The organism is Kitasatospora sp. NBC_01287, from assembly GCF_026340565.1.
Classification (GTDB): domain Bacteria; phylum Actinomycetota; class Actinomycetes; order Streptomycetales; family Streptomycetaceae; genus Kitasatospora.
The window spans coordinates 1,028,352-1,044,256 of the sequence record NZ_JAPEPB010000001.1; the positions used below are offsets into that span (position 1 = coordinate 1,028,352).

At 70.9% G+C, this 15,905-nt stretch carries 8 protein-coding genes and 2 pseudogenes; 5 read left to right on the top strand and 5 right to left on the bottom strand.

Going from position 1 to position 15,905, the window contains the following annotated elements:
• Window positions 1–73 precede the first annotated feature (73 nt).
• Window positions 74–902: pseudogene (locus tag OG455_RS04115) on the bottom strand (transposase); the annotation flags it as partial.
• 167 nt (window positions 903–1,069) lie between these two features.
• Window positions 1,070–2,620 carry an alpha-L-arabinofuranosidase B gene (locus OG455_RS04120; RefSeq protein ID WP_266290288.1) on the bottom strand — a complete coding sequence of 517 codons (1,551 nt, stop codon included), beginning with the start codon at window positions 2,618–2,620 and terminating at the stop codon, window positions 1,070–1,072.
• Window positions 2,621–3,838: 1,218 nt separating this feature from the next.
• Between OG455_RS04120 and OG455_RS04125 the strand changes: the two genes are divergently transcribed.
• Window positions 3,839–5,389 (top strand): alpha-L-arabinofuranosidase B, encoded by a 1,551-nt coding sequence (locus OG455_RS04125; protein WP_266290290.1) that lies wholly within the window; start codon window positions 3,839–3,841, stop codon window positions 5,387–5,389.
• A 621-nt stretch (window positions 5,390–6,010) separates the two neighbouring features.
• Here the strand turns inward: OG455_RS04125 and OG455_RS04130 are convergent.
• Window positions 6,011–7,864 (bottom strand): cellulose-binding protein, encoded by a 1,854-nt coding sequence (locus OG455_RS04130; RefSeq protein WP_266290292.1) that lies wholly within the window; start codon window positions 7,862–7,864, stop codon window positions 6,011–6,013.
• A 352-nt stretch (window positions 7,865–8,216) separates the two neighbouring features.
• On the opposite strand from OG455_RS04130, the pseudogene OG455_RS04135 reads away from it, so the two are divergent.
• Both OG455_RS04135 and OG455_RS04140 read left to right on the top strand, forming a co-directional pair.
• Window positions 8,217–8,429 (top strand): annotated as a pseudogene (locus OG455_RS04135) (transposase); the annotation flags it as partial.
• A 378-nt stretch (window positions 8,430–8,807) separates the two neighbouring features.
• Window positions 8,808–9,548, top strand: a complete 741-nt coding sequence (locus OG455_RS04140) for an RICIN domain-containing protein (protein ID WP_266290294.1) — start codon at window positions 8,808–8,810, stop codon at window positions 9,546–9,548.
• Between the two features lie 391 nt (window positions 9,549–9,939).
• Here OG455_RS04140 and OG455_RS04145 read toward each other — a convergent pair whose 3' ends face one another.
• Window positions 9,940–11,217 carry an FAD-binding protein gene (locus OG455_RS04145; protein ID WP_266290296.1) on the bottom strand — a complete coding sequence of 426 codons (1,278 nt, stop codon included), beginning with the start codon at window positions 11,215–11,217 and terminating at the stop codon, window positions 9,940–9,942.
• A gap of 730 nt (window positions 11,218–11,947) precedes the next feature.
• Between OG455_RS04145 and OG455_RS04150 the strand changes: the two genes are divergently transcribed.
• On the top strand, window positions 11,948–12,868 hold the full coding sequence (locus OG455_RS04150) for an NADP-dependent oxidoreductase (RefSeq protein ID WP_266290298.1): 921 nt from the start codon (window positions 11,948–11,950) through the stop codon (window positions 12,866–12,868).
• A gap of 23 nt (window positions 12,869–12,891) precedes the next feature.
• Here the strand turns inward: OG455_RS04150 and OG455_RS04155 are convergent, their stop codons facing one another.
• Window positions 12,892–13,257 (bottom strand): DUF1304 domain-containing protein, encoded by a 366-nt coding sequence (locus OG455_RS04155; protein ID WP_266290300.1) that lies wholly within the window; start codon window positions 13,255–13,257, stop codon window positions 12,892–12,894.
• Window positions 13,258–13,572: 315 nt separating this feature from the next.
• Here OG455_RS04155 and OG455_RS04160 point away from each other — a divergent pair, with 315 nt between their 5' ends.
• Window positions 13,573–15,750, top strand: a complete 2,178-nt coding sequence (locus tag OG455_RS04160) for a cellulose binding domain-containing protein (protein WP_266290302.1) — start codon at window positions 13,573–13,575, stop codon at window positions 15,748–15,750.
• Window positions 15,751–15,905 lie beyond the last annotated feature (155 nt).

Below are 15,905 nucleotides of genomic sequence, written 5' to 3' on the forward strand. Positions count from 1 at the left end.
CCGGCTCCGCCCCGGCGGGCGTCTGTACGGTCTTCGGCTCTGTTTCGTAATCGGTGGTAGCACTACGTAGTGGTCACTGGAGGAGGATGCGGTGGCGGAGCAGGGGGAACCCGGCTCGGCCGTGCATCTGCCGCATGATTCGCTTGGTGCGTGTGTTGACGCCCTCGGTGCGGCCGTTGTGGTACTGGAGGGTGAGTCCGGCGTCGACGGCGGCGCGGTCGAGTTCGAGGCCGTTCGCGAAGGAGTGCAGGTGGGGCAGGTCGGTGGCGCGAACCGTGGTGATCCAGTCGGTGAGCTTGGCGTCATTGCCCTCCGCTGGGGTCAGTAGCTGAGCGAACTCTCGGGTAAGGCAGGCGAGTTCAGTCATCTCTGGGCAGGCTTCGGTGAGTTCCTGTGGTAGTGCGGTGTCCTTGTCGCGCAGGTTCTCGGGACGGGTGAGCAGGAGGTGGGCGAAGCGCTGCGGGGTGGTGACCGGTTTGTCGCCCTCGGCACGACCCTGGGGTGATGTAGCGGACCAGGAGGTTCGCGCTGCCGGTGTAGCCCAACTCCTTGATCTCGCACAGGAGGTGGGTGACGGGTAGCGCGGGGTCCTCGGCTCGGCGTCGGCGCAGGTGGTCGCGGTAGGGGTCGACGAGAGTGGGCTTGTAGCGGGGTGCGCGGCGGTCGCCGGTGGGCCCCTGCATGCGGGCGTACCGTTTGACGGTGTTCAGGGCGACGTCGAGGCGGCGGGCGCGTTCGAGCAGGCCGACGCCCTGGTCGAGGAGGTGGTGGACCCGCTGCCAGCGCTCGCGCGTGGTGTGCTCGCGTACGCCTGCGGGCCGGACGGGGTTCACGGCGGTGGCCCAGCAGCCGGCGTGGGAGCGGACCTCGGCCAGGACCTTGTCGCACAGGTTGCTCCACAGGGTGGGCCTGGTGAAGAACGCCAACCCGGCGCTGACCTTCGACACCGGTCACTGCGTCCGGGACCACATCGCCCGGTCGGCCTTCGCGCCAGGAGCTTGCCGACGGAACAGGCAGAGAGCGGTTCCTCTGCCTGTTCCGAGGCGGCTGGGCGTCATCCGGCCCCTGGTCAGCTCCAGGGGGACGCGGTGAGCCAGCTGGTGTCGTCGGCCCAGGACGTCGTGGAGTCCCAGGTGTTGGAGCCGCCGTCGGAGGCGGTGTAGACGGTGTAGTTGAAGTGGCGGAGGTACTTGTCGGGGTAGTTGACGGACTGGAAGGAGTAGCCCTGGCCGTTCTGTCCGGTCTGCGGGCAGAACGTGGCGTCCTGGGCGAACAGGGAGGTGTTGTCGTTGGCGTTCAGGTAGAGCTGGAAGTTCGAGTGCCGCAGGTACTGCCCCGGGTCGTTGGCGGACTCGAAGGAGACGCAGGTGCTGTTGGCCAGGCCGGCCCGGACGATCCAGGTGGAGTCGGCCTTGACCGTGGCGGAGCTGGAGGAGTCCACGGGGGAGATGACGACCTTGGTGTCGGAGTCGTCGTGGCGGATGTAGTCGCCGGTGCAGCAGGAGGTGGTGGCCTGCAGCGAGATCCGCGCGCCCGGGGCGAAGGGGGTGGTGCCGGTGGTGTAGCCGGCCGCGGCGATGTTGGCCTGGACTGCGGCGTCGGTGGCGTCGGTGGGGTAGCCCTTGACCATCGCGCCCTCGTAGAAGGTGCCCGCGCTGTCGTTGTGGTTGGTCTGGCAGCAGTCGCCGCCGCTGCCGAGGATGATGGCGCCCTGTTTGTGCATGGGGTTGTACCCGCTGGGCAGTGAGCCGCTGTAGAGCTTGGTCAGGCTCCCGGACTGGGCGTTGGCACCCTGCAGTGCCATCTGGGTGGTTCCGTTGTTCTTGAGCATCGCGGTGACGAAGTGGCTGGTCTCGGAGACCTGGTTGGTGTTCCAGGCCGTGCTGCCGCCGGGGAACAGGCCGTCCTCGAGGTCCGCCTGCACCCACGGCCCGGTTCCGCTGCAGCCGCCGAACCAGCACGACGTGCCGAAGTTGATCGCGTCCATGGCGCCGTTGCCGTCGGCCTTGTGGTCGGTCTCGGTGTTGCCGTAGTCGAAACAGCAGCCGTTGTTGACGTGGGTACCACTGGTGACCATGTACTCGCCCTCGGGCGAGCTGCCGGTCGGCACACCCGAGCCGTTGGCCCAGTAGCTGTTGCCGGGGTTGATGTAGAGCGCGTAGGCCTTCTGGCCGCCCACGGTCAACGCCTCGGTGGTCGCGGTGGCGGCCGAGTCGGCACCCCCGGTCCCGCCCGGTCCCTGGTAGACCAGGGTGTTGCCGCTGTTGCCTGTCTGGTCGTAGACGCGGGTGATGGTGCAGGTGGTGCCCGCGCAGAACGAGTCCTGGGCGGCGGCGTTGGCGACGCCTCCGGCGGACAGTACCCCGATGTTCAGCAGGGCGCTGTCCGAGGCCCGCTCCACCTGGTAGAGCGAGCCGTTGTAGGAGGCGAACAGCGCGCGGGTGGTGCTGTGCGCCGCGACGCACGGGGTGCCGCCGGCCGCGTAGATGTCGCAGGGCCCCTGGGAGGCGGCGTGCGAGGTGCCGCTGAAGGCGATGAGGCCGGTGAAGGCGAGCAGCACTGCGACCAGGGGGACGACCAGCCCCCGGCGCAGGGGGCGAAACAGGTGCAGGGAAGGCATCATGAACTCCCTTGTTCATTGATACGGGAGTGCGAGCGAATGTTAGCGTTAACAACTTGCAGGCCGAGTCAACTGTCACTCGGCCGTTCGGATTAAGCCCTCACTATTGACCCACTCCGGACGGGGCGTCAAGAAGTCGAACCGGCTGTCTTCAAGAGGATCTCCACGGCGGCCCCCACCTCCGGCGGCAGAGGCGAGTCGGCCCACGGAGGCCTCCTTCTCCGGTTTGCGAACGGGGCGTTCAAAGCGTTGACCCGCCGGGTCTCCGCGTGGACACTCGATCCCGGCTCGTTGTGCGCGCTAACACACGCAGACGCAGTTCCACGGAGGTTCCCGTGCGTCTCCCCTTCCGCCAACCCCCACCGCGCATCGTTCGCGGCGCTCTGCGTGGCGCTGGCCGCCGTCATGCTCCCCGGCGGGGCGCAGACCCGGGCGCAGGCCGCACGCCGAGTTCGAGGCTCTCGCGATCCGAGGCCGAGCGCCCGAGCAGCACATGAGCCTTGTCGGCACCCGGCAGTCCCATCGACCGCCGCACGAACACATTGGAAGGACGGGCGGATCCACACGTCGGCCATGGTCAGCAACAGCCCCCTGATGGCGTGTCACGCGCAGCTGTCCACCGGGACTCTCGCGCGAACGCAGCCAATCCCCCCATGGCCAAAAAGGCGAGGACCGCTTCCGCGGCCTGCCGGTCCGACGGGCCCAGCAGGAACTGCAGCACGCAGACGGTGGCCAGTTGGGCGGGCGAGAGCCCCGGACGTCCGTCTCGCGGACACCAGCTCGCGAAGTCCTCATCGCACCACAGCCCGTCCAGCTGGTCCGGTACCCACATTGCCGTCGCGCCACTTGCTCGCCCAGGCGATCTGCGCGGTCAGAGACGGGACCTGCCCACCAGAACGAGGGTGAAGCGACAACGGACACCTCGGCGGCTGAATCGGTCGACGAGACAGCCCGAGACGCCCACCGATCACGCTCGCGCACCGGGAAGCACCAAGATCACGGAAAAGTCAGGCAGAGATGTCCGACAATTGTTCACGTCAGCAATCAGGTCCGTGCGACACCTTGACGCTACCTGCGCGCGCCTCCATAGTTGGCAATCGCGCTGCTCAAGCAGCCACTATCCCCGGGCTTTCCCATGGGCAATTCCACAGCATGAATTGTTAACGCTAACAACCGGGAGCACCGGCCCCGCCCACAGACGGACGAAGGAGTTCGCACGTGATCATTTCGGGATGGCTGCGCCACGCTCGGCGCACCCTGCTGGCGACGGGGGCGGCTCTCGCCCTTGCCACCGGCGTACTGGTCGGCACCGCCACCACCTCACAGGCGGCCAGCCAGCAGGCGTGCGACATCTACGCCGCGGGCGGCACCCCGTGCGTGGCCGCGCACTCGACCACGCGCGCGCTGTACGCGGCGTACAACGGTCCGCTGTACCAGGTGCGGCGCGCCTCGGACAACGCGACCACGAACATCGGCCTGCTCTCCGCCGGCGGGGTGGCCAACGCCACCGCGCAGGACTCGTTCTGCGCCGGCACGTCCTGTGTGATCACGGTGATCTACGACCAGTCCGGGCGCGGCAACAACCTGACTCCGGCTCCGGGCGGCGGAGAAGTGGCGACCCCCGACCGGCCCGCCGACGCCACCTCGGCACCGGTCACCATCGGCGGGCAGAAGGCGTACGGCGTGTTCATCTCCGCCGGTGTCGGGTACCGCGACGACAGCACCAACGGCGTCGCCACCGGTGACAGTCCCGAGGGCGAGTACGGCGTGGTGGACGGCACGCACTACAACAACGGGTGCTGCTTCGACTACGGCAACGCCGAGACCACCAACCACGACGACGGCAACGGCACCATGGAGGCGATCTACTTCGGCAACGCCTCCTACTGGGACACCGGTGCCGGCAACGGGCCGTGGATCATGGCCGACCAGGAGAACGGCCTGTTCTCCGGCTCCAACGTGAACAGCCAGAACCCGGGCGACCCGACGATCAACCACCGGTTCACCACCGCGATGCTCAAGGGCGAGTCGAACCAGTGGGCGATCCGCGGCGGCGACGCCCAGTCGGGGAGCCTGTCCACCTTCTTCAGCGGACCGCGCCCCACGGGCTACAACCCGATGCACAAGGAAGGCGCGATCCTCCTGGGCATCGGCGGCGACAACAGCAACGGCGCCGCCGGCACCTTCTACGAAGGCGTCATGACCTCCGGCTACCCGAGCGACGCCACCGAGAACTCGGTCCAGGCCAACATCACCGCCGCCGGCTACGCCGACACCTCCTCGGGCACCGGCTCGATCGCCCCCGGCTCGCGGATCTCGCTGCAGGCCACCACCTCCTGCTGCACCGGCGACTACATCCGCCACGACGACTCCGACACCAAGGTCGTCATCTCCCCCGTGGACTCCTCCAGCTCCGCCACGGTCAAGGCCGACTCCACCTGGATCGTCCGGGCCGGCCTGGCCAACAGCACCTGCGTCTCCTTCGAGTCCGCCAACGACCCGGGGCAGTACCTGCGGCACTCGAACTTCCAGCTCTACCTGAACGCCAACGACAACACCTCCCTGTTCGCCCAGGACGCCACGTTCTGCCCGCAGACCGGACAGAACGGCCAGGGCTACTCCTTCCAGTCCGTCAACTACCCCGACAAGTACCTCCGCCACTTCAACTACACCGTCTACACCGCCTCCGACGGCGGCTCCAACACCTGGGACTCCACGACGTCCTGGGCCGACGACACCAGCTGGCTCACCGCCCAGCCCTGGGGCTGACACCTCACTCCGACCCACCGCCGGGCCGCACGGAGAAGCCCTCCGTGCGGCCCGGCGCCGCCTTCCGGGGCGTGCTCACCCGGGCACCCGCGAACAACACGGACAGCCTTCTGAAGGTCTTCCCGATCCAATTCATCGTCCCGCGCCAGTACGAAGCACAGGTCGGCCGACCGGGGATCACGCGCGGCCGCCACCCGGACACCGCTATGGGCCAGAGGATCGTAGGCGAGCACGAAGCAGACGCCCGCGGCACGCCAAGGGTCGAGCCGCCCAAGGACGTCCGCTGCCCGCAGCCGCAGGTCACCGCAGAGGGCGGGATCGAGGCCAGTACCAGAGCCTGGCGCGACGCCACCCTGCCGTCAAGATGCGCGAGCTGCTCCAAAGCGTCGACGCGCCACTCACTCGGCAGTGTCGCGTCCCATCGCGCGGCAGTTCCACGGTGGCCCGGAACGCGGCCCGTGAGCCGCCCCACGGGTCGGGACCGGTGCCGAGGAAGACCATGTCCAGGTCAACGACCCGGGCCTGGTTTGTCTCCTGATCGCCGGCGCGGAGGCCGACGGCCCGGCGCGCACGCCACGGGTAGGTGGCGTTGCTGCCGGGCCGTCAGTCACTCACGCGCTCTCACTTCCCGTGCAAAGCCTTGCGGCGACGTCCGCGAAGCACCAGCACGCTGCCGGCGGCGATGGCCAGCAGGCCACCGAGGGCGCTGAACGTGACGGCGTTGCTCATCCCGGTGAAGGCCAGGCCGCCGGGCGTGCTGCTCTGGGTCGGCCGACCGGCGGAGGTGGAGCCGCTGCCGGAGGGCGTGCCGGCCGCGGCCTGCGCACGGGTGCCGATCGTGCTGGAGGCGGAGACAACCGGCGTGGCAGCGGCCGGCGTGGGGGCGGGCGAGGAGCCGGTGGTCGGCGTGGCAGCGGCCGGCGTGGGGGCGGGCGAGGAGCCGGTGGTCGGCGTGGCAGCGGCCGGCGTGGGGGCGGGCGAGGAGCCGGTGGTCGGCGTGGCAGCGGCCGGCGTGGGGGCGGGCGACGGCTTGGCAGCGCCGGCAGTCCCCGCCGCGGGCTTCAGCTGAAGAGTCGTGATCGAGTACGGCGGCAGCGTCTGTGCGACCGCCGTGCCCCGCTCCGCCGTCGTCAGGGCGGTGCCTTCCCTGGCATACGAAACGGTCGTGACCGCCCCTGCGGCCGGGGTGAATCCGGCGTACGAGAGCGACACCTGCGCCGCGTTCTGCGGGTCCTTGTTGATCAGCATGACGTTCAGACCGCCGTTGCTGCTCCGCACCGCGTGCACAGCAACCGACGAGTTGCCCGAGGACGACTTGACCATGGTGTCGCCAGGCTGCGCCAGTGCGGTCAGCGAGCGGATGCCCCAGTAGGTGGGGAAGGGCGTATCGCGCTGCGGTTCGCACCTGCCCCCGGCGCAGGTTCCAGCGGAGAGCATGCCCCCGTCCTGGTAGTCGGTCTGGCCGTTGACGGTGGTGGGTGCTTGGTCCGTGCCGTTGTGCAGGTTCCACCAGTCCACGCTGGCGGCGCCGTGCTCGAACCAGGTCATGTAGGTGTCCGGCGCGTACAGGGCTGCGGCCTGGCTGGTCAAGGCGGGCGAGAAGACGGCGTCGGTCTCGGTGACCGCGATCTCCACCGAAGCGGCGCGCGAGCCCGCGTAGGTGGCGATCAGCGAGCGCAGGGTGGATGTGACTCCGGCGATCCGCGAGGGGGTGTTCAGCAGGTCGGCCGTGGTGGTGCCGCCCGGGTACCAGTGGACGATGACGAAGTCGATCGAGCTTGCCGCGATGGAGAGCACCGTGTGGTTCCAGTCGGCGCTGTCACCGGGAGCCGTCACCGCGTCCGGCCAGCCGCCGGGGGTGGTGAGCACCGCTCCGATCTTCACCGTCGGGTCCACGGCCTTCATCGCCTGCGCGTAGGCGATCAGGTTCTTCGCGTACGCCGTCGGGCTTTTGTCGGCGTGGGTGTCGGTTTCCCAGCCGTTGCCGTTGCCGTAGTGGCCGTTGCCGTAGACCTCGTTGCCGATCTCCCAGTACTTCACGCCGTAGCCTTTGTCGACGTTGGCGTACTTGACCCAGTCGGCGGCCTCCTGGGGGGTGCCGGAACCGTAGTTCGCGGTAACGATGGGCTGGGCGCCGACCGTCTTCGCGGTGGCCATGAAGTTGTCGAAGTCGGTGTTGGACGCGATCCAGCCGCCGTCGTTCATGGTGTGGGTCTTCCAGTGGTAGCCGTCCGCGCCGGAGCCGCCGGGAAAGCGCAGCTGCCGAACTCCTGCGGCGTTCATCAGCGATGTCACCTTGGCGGTGCCCATGTTCTCGTCGCCGACGCCCGTGTTGAGGCCGACACCGCCGCTGGGCACTGTGCCCAGCGAGGTTCCGGCATCGACGGTGACGGCGACGGTCGGCGCGGCGCTCGCCCCCAGTGCCAGGGCGCCGGCGCCGGCCCCGGCCACCAGGGCCGCAACCAGCCCCGCCACGATGCGGCGGCGCGTTCGGCTACGGCGGTGCGTGCGGCCCCAAGGCGTCGGCTGCTCGGCGGATCTCGGGTTGTCTGGTGACACGTGGGGCTCCGATCGGGTGTTGACACAGAGGGCGTAGCGCCGCTGACCACGGCTCGCCCCCGTCGGTACACCCCTGAGTTGCCGGTCGGAGCGGAAAGGTTGCCGTCTCAATCATTTCTTCATCGTTTCTTCGCCCAGACGCGGTCGCACCGTCTCACCGGACCCGGTAACCCCGTAACCGGGCGCCCCGGCTGCACGCCGGGGGCCTTTCCACCTCGACGGCGCGAACCATCACATGCTTCCGGCCGCACACCGGCCCGCGGCGACGGCCAAGGTCCTGGACGGACGGGTCGCCGCGTTTCGCAACCACCCCCTGGGCGGCAGCCCCTGCACCTTCGTGTGGATGGACGCACTGACGCAGAACGTCCGCGAGGGCGGCCGCATCGTCAACGTCCACACCCTGGTCACCGTCGGCGTCAACGCGGACGGCCACCGCGAGATCCTGGGCATCGACATCGCCTCCAGCGAGGACGGCGCCGGGCGGCATCGACGCGGCCGCGACGAGCGGGTCCTGTGGGTGTCCGGGGACGACCCCCAGGCCTGCGTAGTCCCAGGCCGGCAGGCCCGTTTCGGAACCCAGCCGGTAGCTGCCCACGGCGTGGGCGGGACCGGTAGTCCACCACCCCGTCGACGGTGAGCGTCTGCCCGGCCTGGGGAGCCTGGATCCTGACCCGCAGCGGGCCGGACTCGTAGGTGGTGAACCGGGCCGGCGACATCCGGACCGCTCACGTCGGTCGACCTGTCCGGAACGTGGAGCTTCACGCCGACGGGCCGAGCAACGACATCGATCACCGTGCCCGGCGGCGGCTGGTACAAGCGGGGCTTCACCGACGTGACCGAGGCGACGTACTCGCGAACCGTGACCGTACCGAACACGGGGCAGCCGCAGTCGGTGTGGATCGAGTTCGGTGCGGTCAACAACCAGGCGACGCTCTCGGACGGCGTCACGCCGCACGCCGTGACCGCGTCCGACCACGGCATCGCGGCCGTCTCCATCGACGGCGGGGCCGAGACGCTCGTCGACGAGTACTCGGCAACGCGCACCGGCGACGTCCCGGTGTGGACCAGCCCCCGACTCACCTCCGGCACGCACACGAGCCGCGTGTGCGTCACCGGCGCCCAGCAGCCCTCCGCGACACACGACCGGGTCACCATTGACCGCTTCGAGGTCGCCAACCAACCCGTGTCAGGCACGAACTACCGCATCGTCAACCGCAACAGCGGGAAAGGGCCGGCCATAGCGGGCGGATCTACCGCGGACGGCGCGTTGGCCGTCCAGCAGGCCGCCGGCGCCGCCTGGACCGTCAACGCCGCCCCCGGCGGCGCGTACACCCTGAGCTGCACCGCCAGCGGCAAGGTACTCGACGTCAACGGCTCCTCCCCCACCGTCGGACTCCAGCTGCAGCAGTGGACATCCAACAGCGGCACCAACCAGCAGTGGTACCTGCGACCCACCGGCGACGCGTACTTCACCATCGTCAGCCACGACAGCGGGCTGGTGGCGGACGACTACAGCTGGGACACCACCGAGAACGCCAAGGTCGTGCAGTACACGTCCGGCGGCGGCGCCAATCAGCAATGGCGGCTGGTACCGGCGTAATCCGTTCCCAACCGTCACCCGGATCCTGACGGCTGAGGATCCCAGGCGTGCGGTCGTCCACCCGGCCGACCGCACGCCTTCCTCCCGGTCACCAGCCGCTCGGCCCCGCATACGCCGTCGTCACTCCGACTGCGCCGCCACCTGGACCACCGTCTACACCACCACGAGCGGCACCGGTGGGGTGGAGAACGTCAGCAGCCTGTCCGGCTCCGGGCGCTACGTGCGGATGTACGGCACCGCGCGCGCCGCCCAGTGGAGCTACTCGCTGTACTCGATGCAGGTGTTCAACGGCTGACCCGCTCCGCCGTCGCCCGCCCGCACCGCGCGCCCCGGTGCGGGCGGCGGTGCGGGCGGCGGTGCGGGCGGCGGCGGACGATGTGCTCGCTTGTAGTCAGTCGCCGGCGCCGGGCAGCCAGCCGTCCAGCAGTTCGTTGCGGAACTTGCCTTCGGGATCGAGGCGTCGGGCGAGAGCGGCGAAGTCGGCCAGTCGCGGTACGGCCGCGGCGAGTTGGGCCCGCGTACAGGAGAACAGCTTGCCCCAGTGCGGGCGGGCGCCGAGCGGCAGCAGGGCTTCCTCGACCGCGGTGATCAGCGGAGCGACCCGGACCTGGTCGGCGATCCAGGTGAAGTGGAAGGCGACGCTGTCGCGCCGGTAGGCGGGACTCAGCCAGAGCTCGTCGGCGGCCACGGTGCGGATCTCGGACACGTGCAGCGCCGGTGCGAGCCGCGGCCCGAGAGCCCGCAGCCGGGCGATCCCCCCGGCGGCCAGGCCTCGCGGCAGCAGGTACTCGGACTGCAGCTCGTCACCGCTGCTCGGGGTGAAGTCGGCGCGGAAATGCGGCAGGCGCTCGTGCCACGGGCCCGGCTGCCCGAGCTGGGCGGTGCAGTTGACCGCCGACAGGCCGGGGATCGGGTGCTGCGGCGTGGCGGCCGGGACGGCACCGGCCACCGGCCCGGGCGGCTCGGCGGCGTCCGTGCGGTGCTTGGTCCAGACGGCCGCCCGGCCGCCGGCCCAGTCGGTGAACGCGCTCACGCTGTAGGCCGCGGCGAAGACCTCGTCGAAGTCGGCAGCGAGACGGTCGAGCGCGAGGTCGAGGTGGACCATCTGCGCCACCTCGAAGGCCGGCTCGACGGCCAGCGTCAGCTCGGTCACGATACCGAGCGCGCCCAGCGCCACCACTGCCGCAGGGAAGAGCTCCGGATCAGCTGCCCGGTCCAGCTCGCGCACCCTGCCGCCGGCGTCGACGAGTTCGAGGGCGAGAACGGCCGACGCCAGCCCCTCGTTCCGGTCGCCGGAGCCGTGCGTGCCGGTGGCGACCGCCCCCGCCACCGAGATGTGCGGCAGCGAGGCGAGGTTGGCGAGGGCCAACCCCGATCCCGCCAACTCGTCGGCAACCTCCGCGTAGCGCAGACCGCCGCTCACCCGCACCGAGCGGCGGTCCGGGGCGATCCTCAGCACCCCGGGCAGCCCGGCAGTACTGACGAGGTCGCCAGCAGTGTCCGCGAGCGCGTTGAAGGAGTGCCGCGACCCGAGCGCACGCACGCGTGCGGCCGAACGGACGATGCCGCGCAACTCCTCGACACTGGTGGGCCGGTGGACCCGCGCCGCCGAGTAGCGCAGGTTCCCTGCCCAGTTGGTCGGCGGCGCGGGGGCCGGGTCTGCGGGCATCGACTCTCCTGATCGGTTCCGCTCGGCCCGGGCGGGTCCGAGGCTCGTTCGACGGCCGGGTGCCGCCTCCGGCGATGCCGGGCCCATGATCCGGCGCATGACCAGGGACGGTTAGGGTCCGCCGGCCGCCACTTCGTCATGGCAGCGAACAAATTAGTGGGCAAAGGCCTCCGAGGGAAGCCTCCACCGGCCCGGCGGGCCGACTGACATCCCCGACCCCGCGAAGAACACCCCGGGCGTGATTGTTAACGCTAACACTCCCCAGGACGACAGTGCCAACACCCCCTGGTCACGAGTCGGTTACCGGCGCCGCCGACCCGACCTGGGGCCGCGCCGTCCCACGGCGGCGCAGCCGACTGGACCGGCGCCCTGATCGCGCTGACCGCGAGCATCGTGGACACGTATCAGCCCACGCGCCCGCGAGGCCGAGACGCTCTTCGACGACGCACTGGTCACCCGCTTCGGCCACCCGCGCGAGCTGCTGCTCCTGTAGCTGGCGGCCTACGCCCTGGTCCCCGGCAACGCCTACGACCCGACCGACGCCGACGGCCACTTCCAGTGGTGCGTGCGGATGCTGCGCCGCGACGACATCACCGGCCTGCTCGACCGTGGTTCCGGGCCACCCTGACGGCCCGTCGGGGTGCCGGGCACCCCTGCCTGGCATAGCGTTGCCGATGGCGCCCGCACGTCCGGTGACGGCGCCAGTCGGCGACACCCTGGAGGTTGGTTCATGCGTGCGGTGACCTACGACTCGTACGCCCCGGACAACTCGCAGCTGCGGTACGGCGAGGTGGCGGAACCCAAGGTCGGCCCCGGGCAGGTGCTGATCCAGGTCCGCGCGGCGGCCGTCAACCCGGTCGACTGGAAGATCATGGCGGGCGGCCTGGACGGGATGATGGACACGGTATTCCCGGTCGTCCCCGGCTGGGACGTGGCCGGCGTGGTGACCCGGACCGGCCCGGACACGCCCGAGTTCGCGCCAGGGGACGAGGTGATCTCCTACGCCCGCAAGGACGTGGTGCAGGGCGGCACCTTCGCCGAGTACGTCGCGGTCGCCGCACCGGCGGTAGCGCGCAAGCCGGCCGCACTCGACTGGGCGCAGGCGGCCGGGCTGCCACTGGCCGGCCTCACCGCGCTGCGCAGCCTGGAGCAGCTCCGGATCGGGTCCGGTGACGTGCTGCTGGTGCACGGCGCGGCCGGCGGCGTGGGCAGCCTGGCGGTGCAGCTCGGCTCGGACCGCGGCGCCCGGGTGATCGGCACCGCCTCGGAGCGCAACCACGCGTTCGTCCGCGCTCTGGGCGGGGAGCCGGTGACCTACGGGGACGGGCTGGCCGAGCGGGTGCGGGCGTTGGTGCCTGACGGTGTGACAGCCGCGGCCGACTTCGTCGGCGGCCAGCTGGAGACCACGCTCGCGGTCCTCGCCGACGGTGGTCGGCACGTCTCGGTCGCCGACCCGGGCGTGGAGCAGCACGGCGGTCACTGGATCTGGGTCCGCCCGGACGGCGCCAAGCTCGCCGAACTCGCCGCGTCGGTCGACCGGGGAGCGCTGACGGTCGAGGTCGCACAGACCTTCCCGCTGGAGCGCACGGCCGAGGCCTTCGACGCCAGCCGCACCGGCCACACCCGGGGGAAGCTGGTCGTCCTGCCCTGACGGACGCGGCCGGCCAGCCCGGGTCAGTAGTGGCTCGCCAGCACCAGGGCCAATCCGATCAGGGCCGGAACGGTCTGGACGAAGAGGATCTTCCGGCCGGCGGTGGCGGCCCCGTACGCGCCGGCCACCGCAACGCACACCAGGAAGAACACCTTCGCCTGGAAACCGACCGGCTCCGAGGCCACCGCTCCCCACACCAGACCGGCGGCGAGGAAGCCGTTGTACAGGCCTTGGTTGGCCGCGAGCGCCTTCGTGGCGGCCGCGAACTCGGCAGTGGTCCCGAACGCGGCACGGGCCCTCGGGCCGGCCCACAGGAACATCTCCAGGACCAGGATGTACACGTGGAGTGCGGCGATGAGCAGCACCACCGTGGTTGCGGCGATCGACATGGACAACATGATCACACGGGCCGGCAGCGGCTACGGCCACCCCCAGGCGTCACCACCGTGACCTACACGGCGCCTGGTGCTGCCTCAGGGGCGGCCGGTGCCGGCGAGATCCCGGCGGGAACCGGATCGATGAAAGTTACGGCGGGTCAGGACGCCGTTCACCGCAGCTCAGCCCCTGGAACGGCGCGGGCGGCCACCGGCACCGTTGACGCCCGTCGGCGCACCGGCCGACCCTCGGGTCACCGTCGGCGGTCCGTACCCCCGTCCCCACCCGCGAGGCCCCGACGGTACCCACCCGTCGAGAGGAACACGTCCATGTCCCTGCCGCCCCCATCGAGCAGGCTGCGCCTGCCCGCCGCCCTGGCCGGCCTGGCCCTGCTGGCCGCCGGCCCGCTCTGGAGCACCACGCCGAACGCCGGTGCGGCCACCTCCGCCACCACCGCCGCGACGGTGAGCGTGAACGCCGCGCAGTCCCTCGCCACCGTCCCCGCCACCGCGATCGGCACCAACGGCTCGGTCTATGACAGCAAGCTGGCCGACGCCGCGGTGCCCGGGCTGCTGAAGCAGGCCGGCGTCGGCCTGGTCCGCTTCCCGGGCGGCAGTTCGTCCGACAGCTACGACTGGAAGACCAACAGCGACCTCACCAACGGCACCCAGGCGGTCGACTTCGACCAGTACGCCACCATGCTCCAGCAGTCCGGCGCGCAGGGCATGGTGACGGTCAACTACGGCAGTGGCGACGTCGTCGGCGCCACCGAGAGCCCGGCCGAGACCGGGGCCCAGCTCGCGGCCGACTGGGTGCGCTACGCCAACGTGACGCACAACTACCGCATCAAGTACTGGGAGATCGGCAACGAGGTCTACGGGAACGGGACCTACGGCGGCAGCTGGGAGACGGACAAGCACTGCGCCGCCGGCGCGAGTCCGAGCAACTGTGGCCCGGCGGTGTACGCGCGGAACGCCGAGGCGTACATCGCGGCGATGAAGGCCGTCGACCCGACCATCCAGGTCGGCGTGGTGCTCACCGCCCCGGGGAACTGGCCGGACGGCAGCACTTCGGCCGGTAGCCCGCAGCCCTGGAACCAGACCGTGATGACGACGCTGGCCGGGCAGATCGGCTTCGCGGACGTGCACTGGTACCCGCAGAACCCGAGCAGTGTCACCCCGCCCGGGCCGACCGACTCCGGCTTGCTCGCCGCCCCGGCGCAGATTCCCGCCATGATCGGCACGCTGCGCTCGCAGCTCGACCAGTACGCGGACAGCGGCTCGGTGCCGATCATGATCACCGAGACCAACTCGGTCTCCTCCAACCCGGGCAAGCAGACCGTCGGCCTGGTCAACGCCCTCTTCCTACCGCAGGACTACCTCGGCTGGCTCACCAACGGCGCTGCCGGCGTGGACTGGTGGCAGATCCACAACGGCATCGTGACCAGCGGGGACAACGGCTCCGCGCTCTACGGCTCGGCCGCGTACGGCGACTACGGCATGCTCGCCGACGGCAGCTGCGGCACCGCCGGCGGCGCCCAGCTGTGCGAACCGGCGGCCGACACGCCGTTCCCGGCCTACAACGGGATGACGCTGCTCGGCCGGTTCGTCCACCCGGGCGACACCCTGGTCCGGGCCAGCTCCAACCAGTCCCTGGTCAAGGCGTACTCGGTGAAGGCAGCCGACGGCTCGCTGCGGGTGCTGCTGGTGAACGACGATCCGGCCAACAGCTACCAGGTGGGCCTCGACTACGCCGGATTCACCCCCGCGCCGGGCACGCCGGCGGTGACCACGATGGCGGGTGCCTCGGCCGCGCTGACCACGGCGGGCACGGGCACCGCGGCCTCGCAGACCGTCGCGCCGTACAGCGCGGTCCTGCTCACCCTGCAGCCCGGCAGCGCCGCGACCCCGCCGACCACCCCGGGCACGCCGACCTCCTCGGGCGTCACCAGCACCTCGGTGAACCTGAGCTGGGCCCCGTCCAGCAGCTCCACCGGCCTGGCCGGCTACGACGTGGTGCGGGTCCAGGGCGGCACCGAGACCGCGGTGGCCTCGCCCACGGGCGCGGGCGCGACGGTGGACGGCCTCCTGCCGGGCACCGCCTACACCTTCGCCGTCTACGCCCGGGACACGGCGGGCAACCGGTCGGCCCGTTCCGGCACCGTCACGGTGACCACGGCGGCCGCGACCGGCGGCAGCAGCTGCGAGGTCGGCTACTCGGTGAACGACTGGGGCGGCGGCTTCACCGCCACCCTGGTGCTCACGAACACCGGCAGCGCGCCGGTGAGCGGCTGGACACTCTCTTTCGACTGGCCCGGCGACCAGCGGCTGAGCAGCGGCTGGAACGCGAACTGGACCCAGTCGGGCAGCACCGTGACCGCCACCAGCCTCTCCTACAACGCCACCCTGGCGCCGGGCGCGAGCACCAGCGTCGGGTTCAACGCCTCCTACTCGGGCGGCAACCCGGCCCCGAGCGGCTTCACGCTGAACGGCACGCCCTGCGGCTGACGGCGTGACCGGTCCGCCCGGACAACGGTTCCGTTGCCCGGGCAGACCGGTTGACCCGGCGTCAGCTGCCGCCCGGCGCCGCCGGCCCGGCGAGTCACGGGTCACGGCCGCACCGGGGCCGGGCTCGAAATCACGGAAGGAAAATGCGGCGCGTC

Excerpts from the sequence above, each read along its gene's own strand:
- OG455_RS04120 (WP_266290288.1), bottom strand. The coding sequence starts at position 2,620 with ATGCCTTCCCTGCACCTGTTTCGCCCCCTGCGCCGGGGGCTGGTCGTC.
- OG455_RS04145 (WP_266290296.1), bottom strand. The coding sequence starts at position 11,217 with ATGCCCGCAGACCCGGCCCCCGCGCCGCCGACCAACTGGGCAGGGAAC.
- OG455_RS04150 (WP_266290298.1), top strand. The coding sequence starts at position 11,948 with ATGCGTGCGGTGACCTACGACTCGTACGCCCCGGACAACTCGCAGCTG.
- OG455_RS04155 (WP_266290300.1), bottom strand. The coding sequence starts at position 13,257 with ATGTCGATCGCCGCAACCACGGTGGTGCTGCTCATCGCCGCACTCCAC.
- OG455_RS04160 (WP_266290302.1), top strand. The coding sequence starts at position 13,573 with ATGTCCCTGCCGCCCCCATCGAGCAGGCTGCGCCTGCCCGCCGCCCTG.